General features: G+C 57.1%; 3 protein-coding genes. All 3 read right to left on the bottom strand.

Annotated elements, in window-relative coordinates; all coding sequences use genetic code 11:
* Positions 1-758: 758 nt before the first annotated feature.
* The 3 genes from VJR68_RS12385 to VJR68_RS12375 are packed head-to-tail and all read right to left on the bottom strand — an operon-like array spanning position 759 to position 3985.
* Entirely contained in the window at positions 759-1916 is a 1158-nt protein-coding gene (locus tag VJR68_RS12385) for a hypothetical protein (protein ID WP_324148011.1), read from the bottom strand.
* 42 nt (positions 1917-1958) lie between these two features.
* A complete protein-coding gene (locus tag VJR68_RS12380; protein WP_324148009.1) occupies positions 1959-3611 on the bottom strand; it encodes a M56 family metallopeptidase in 1653 nt (550 codons plus the stop codon).
* Positions 3608-3985 (bottom strand): BlaI/MecI/CopY family transcriptional regulator, encoded by a 378-nt coding sequence (locus VJR68_RS12375; RefSeq protein ID WP_324148007.1) that lies wholly within the window; start codon positions 3983-3985, stop codon positions 3608-3610. The genes VJR68_RS12380 and VJR68_RS12375 overlap by 4 nt, the downstream gene beginning before the upstream one ends.
* Between the last annotated feature and the right edge of the window lie 222 nt (positions 3986-4207).

Below are 4207 nucleotides of genomic sequence, written 5' to 3'. Positions count from 1 at the left end.
TTGGGTGAACTGGAGTGTTCATGCGGTACACGGGCATCGCGGTGCTCGCTAGCTATCGATACTGGGAAGATCACGGGGCAAGGCGCAATTACGAAATCGGTGGGGGCGATTGATGTTTATTCATTTGCAATCGCCGCATTTGCGGCGTGTTATCCGTGCTGAGGGAGGCGATCACGCTCGTGATGGATACTTTCACATTTTTGAAGCGTGCTATCGGGCTACCGAATGAGTGGCGGCTTGCTTTGACTTAGGGAGAAATTACAACTGCTGTCTTGTCAGCAGGACATCGCAGCTGACATTTCAAGATAGCTATGTCGTTGCCAAGTGCGACACGCTTAGATGTCGATCAAAGAACCCATGTTGAAGCAATGGATTATGCTCGCTTCTATCGGCATGGTGCTCGGCGGCATCGGGCAAGTTGGCTCCAACGACGCACCGCGCCAGAAAACTGGCCGAAGGACGATATGCTTGGAATCCCTGATGCGGAGAGGGACATGTCCGCTTTCGACTGCGGACCTTGGCCGACGAATAGCAAGCGAGATCAAAGATGAAGCGCTTTCTGGTTTATAGCGGTAACAATCTGGTGGGTTCGTCGGATCCGGAAGGGCGGGATCGCTCTATGGGAAATGCTTTTGCTGGGCATCGAGAGAGCGGCAACAAACATGAAGGCAAGACAACGTATTAAACGTATTGAGGCGGGTCGCATAAGCCAGATCTACGTTTTGGAGTAGCGCGTGTAGCTCATGATGCTGCCTGCACTAGTGTTCTTCGGCGCCCGCCTTGTGAACAAGCGTATGGAATGCCGTGGAGATCTGCGCGTCTGTGAAATTGCAATGTCCTTGGCCAGCTGGCGGGAGAACGGTCATCCATTTCTCGTTGCCTGCCGCACGCACCAGATCGGGATAGAGGGAATGAAATCGCGAAGGGATCGTTGGATCAAAGGCGTTCCACTGCATCACGACCGATGTGTCGATGCGGCCGGTCAACGTGACGTTGCGGGCGGCGTAAGCCATTGCAGCAGGCGAGCCGGCATAGCGATGCACCCGGCGGTTGAACTCCGCATCGTCGCCAAAGCCGTGATAGACCGTTTTCGTGTTGTCCATGGGCATGCCATCGGCTCGTCGTTCGAGTTCACGCAGTGCCATGTAATAAAGCGAAAGTGTCGACAGCGTTTCGGGGGTTTCCTGCAGCCGCTTTTCCAGCAAGGCGGCCTCTTTGGGATGTGCTTGTAGTGCTTTGATAAAGACATCCGGAGGAATGAATGCCGGCGAGTCGGGAGCAGCCAGGTCCGGGAGCACGCCTGGAATCAGTGCATCGAATGCCACCAAGGGCGTAAGCAGGACTCGCGCCACGGTTTCCGGTGTCGGCAAGGTTGCACCGCATACGATCAGCGCACCTGTGTAAGCGTGCGGGTAGCGCTCGATACTTGCCGCTGTTTCCAGGCCGCCCAGCGAAAAGCCGTAAACATAGGTGTGGGCTGGATGAGCAAAGGTACGGATGAAATAGCGGCGAAGACGTTCGTTGTCGACAATCGCTTCGCCCACGGCCCAACCTTGCGATGTGTATTGGCTTTGTGCGACGGCATAGCCTTGTTTCAGAAAAACCGGCGTCACGTCGGCAGGTGTCATCGGCGACTTTATCGGTATGCCCGCTGGCTGGTAGCCGTGCATGATCATCACGAGATCGCCGTTCCATTTCGCAGGAATGTCGATGCGATAGAGGGCACCCTGCAGTGTGCCGGTATGCGCAGCTGGTTTCACATCAGCGGAATGCGCATTCGGAGAAACGCCTCCGACACAAACAACCAATGCAAGCCATATCGAGATCAATCGAAAGAGCGCGTAGCGTCGTGCTGCATGTTTCACGTCATCACTCCTGAGAGGGAAAGAACGGCACAGGGCTTCCATGGCGGCCATGCGACATGGTCACAGGTGGATCGGGTCCGGGCTGGGTGTCGGTCAAGCCGCCGGGATGAGGTCCATCTTGGCAAACCGGCTGCGAGAATCGAATTGGAAAGCACTTACCAGGTTTCCGTGACCGTCAAGCATCAGCAATACCGTTTCCATGCCGTGCTTACGCTTGACAAGGTAGTCATCCGCGCCGAACTTGGTGACGCCCCTAAATGTGTAGGATTCGACAGGTCCTAGCTCGGTAAGAAACTTCTCTCTTGCTGCCTTGTTATGAGCACGCACCCAGGCCAGGCTATCCCCCATGCCTGCCCTGCTGTTGGGATCGCTGAGGAACAATTGCAGCGCCTTCTCGCTGCCGGGGAACGGTTTCTGCATTTTGATGCGGGTGGCAAGCGCGTCATTGATCCGATCGGCAGCGGCCTTGTCGATACGCGGCTGGTCGAAGATCACGTGTCCGTTCTGGTTGGCGACAAGCCGCAAGGCGCGTCCATGGTTGTCCGTGGTGAATTCCACGGTGGGTTCGGCGCCCTTGTCACCGGGGAACGGAACTACGCCGAGAGGGTTATCGCCCTCCACGGCAAATCGAGTCTCATTGATGGGAACGATGTGGAATGGCTTCGGAACACCCATCGCGCCACTGACGCTGACGGTAAGCCCATTACCGTCACGCGTCACGGTAATGAGCGAGAGGGAATCGTTTTGATAGAAACCTATGTAGCGGTCAAGCGTGTCGCTGCTCAGCTCGGCGATGCCATGCGTGTTTCGATAGGTCGCGTCGGGTGGCGTCACCTGCGCTGCAAAGGTTGCCATGCCCAGCGAAATACAAATTAACACCGCTGCCGACGCATGCGCCCATTTCTTCTGCTTGCGTAACATGTGTCGGATGCGCAGTTCCAGGAATGATGCAGAGCCGGACATCGCAGGCACCACGCCGATGCGCCTCGACCGTCGCTGACCCACCTGAATCAGCGTTTCGCAATATGTACCGACATCATGCCCACCCTGCAGAACCCGGGCATCGCAGTCCACCTCGATGGCACGACGCAGGCGATGGAATTGCCACCAAAGCAGTGTGTTCCAGGGCATCAGTATCAGCAATATCAGGGCGAACGCCACGAGTTGCGGATCATGTGCGCGCAGGTGTGAGCGTTCATGAGCGATTGTGCATTGCTGCTGCGCTTCACTCGCTTGCAGCAACCATGCAGGCACGACGATGCGCGATCGCAACAAACCGATGACTGCCGGCCCTGCGTCGGATGCAACCAGGACCTGCTCACTGCACAGCATCCGTTCGCGCCAGCCACGCTTGCGTCGATGCAACAACATGGAACTCACAACAAGAGCTAGCGCCATCAGCAATGAGATCGCCATCCAGGTGTCGCTTATCAGGGTATCCATGCGGACAGATGCTTCATGCACCTGTGCGTCACCTAGATCGAGCAGCATCGGTGGCATCGGTATGGAGGTGGTGTTGCGCAAGGCAATTGGTGCGGACGTGGACGTCGTACTGGATGCAAGCGCCTTGGGAAGACGGATCGACGCGGTGGCAATCACCGTTGGCAGTAGCAGCGAGCCGATCAGCGAAGCGATCCATACCCACCGGGTTGCGGCCCGGCGGACCTTTGCGGCGCGTTCGGCTGCAAGCGCCGCCGCACTCAGTGTGAGGGTGACCAGGACGACATATATCATCCACTCGATCACCGCGACGATTCCTTGTCAGAGTGCTCGGCCAGCAGTTGCCGCATCCGGCGTATCTGCTCAGGGGGGAGCTTCTGGTCCGACACCAGGTGCGAAAAGAGCAGTTCCGCAGAGCCTTTGAACAGCTTGTTGGTCAGATGCTGCACGGCATTTTTGCGCGCGGCTTGCTGCTTGACGCTGGCGAAGTAGCGATGTCCACGCCCTTCTTCTTCGTGCCCCACATAACCTTTGCCTTCGAGCGTGCGCAGCACGGTGAGCACTGTCGTATAGGCAAGCTCGTCGCTCAATCGCGCGCGGACTTCGGCGACCAACGAGGGGCCGTGATCCCATAGCACCTGCATGACATCGGCTTCGCGATCGGTGAGGGAAATCTTCATGGTCTCCGTCGGCATCACCCTTACTAGGGCGATAGTAGATACCCCGGGGCTCGGTGGTTGTCAACTATAGCTTTAGTTTGGCGTTCGGTTCAGTCGCGCTATTCGCCGCGAGGTCGATGGCTTACCATTGCCAAGGTTTGCCTTGGGGTTATACATGATTTGCAGACGCGGATTCACCGCTCACCTGGTTTTGTTGTTCTCGGTTTGTGCATGGCACCCTGC

Origin of the sequence: Dyella sp., from assembly GCF_035277725.1 — a bacterium.
GTDB lineage: Bacteria > Pseudomonadota > Gammaproteobacteria > Xanthomonadales > Rhodanobacteraceae > Dyella_B.
Note: the sequence above shows the minus strand (reverse complement) of the source record. Positions and strands in the feature narration are given on the sequence as shown.

What these genes read in the sequence shown, in the direction of transcription:
- VJR68_RS12385 (WP_324148011.1), bottom strand. Translation starts at nt 1,916, where the DNA reads ATGGCCGCCATGGAAGCCCTGTGCCGTTCTTTCCCTCTCAGGAGTGAT.
- VJR68_RS12375 (WP_324148007.1), bottom strand. Translation starts at nt 3,985, where the DNA reads ATGAAGATTTCCCTCACCGATCGCGAAGCCGATGTCATGCAGGTGCTA.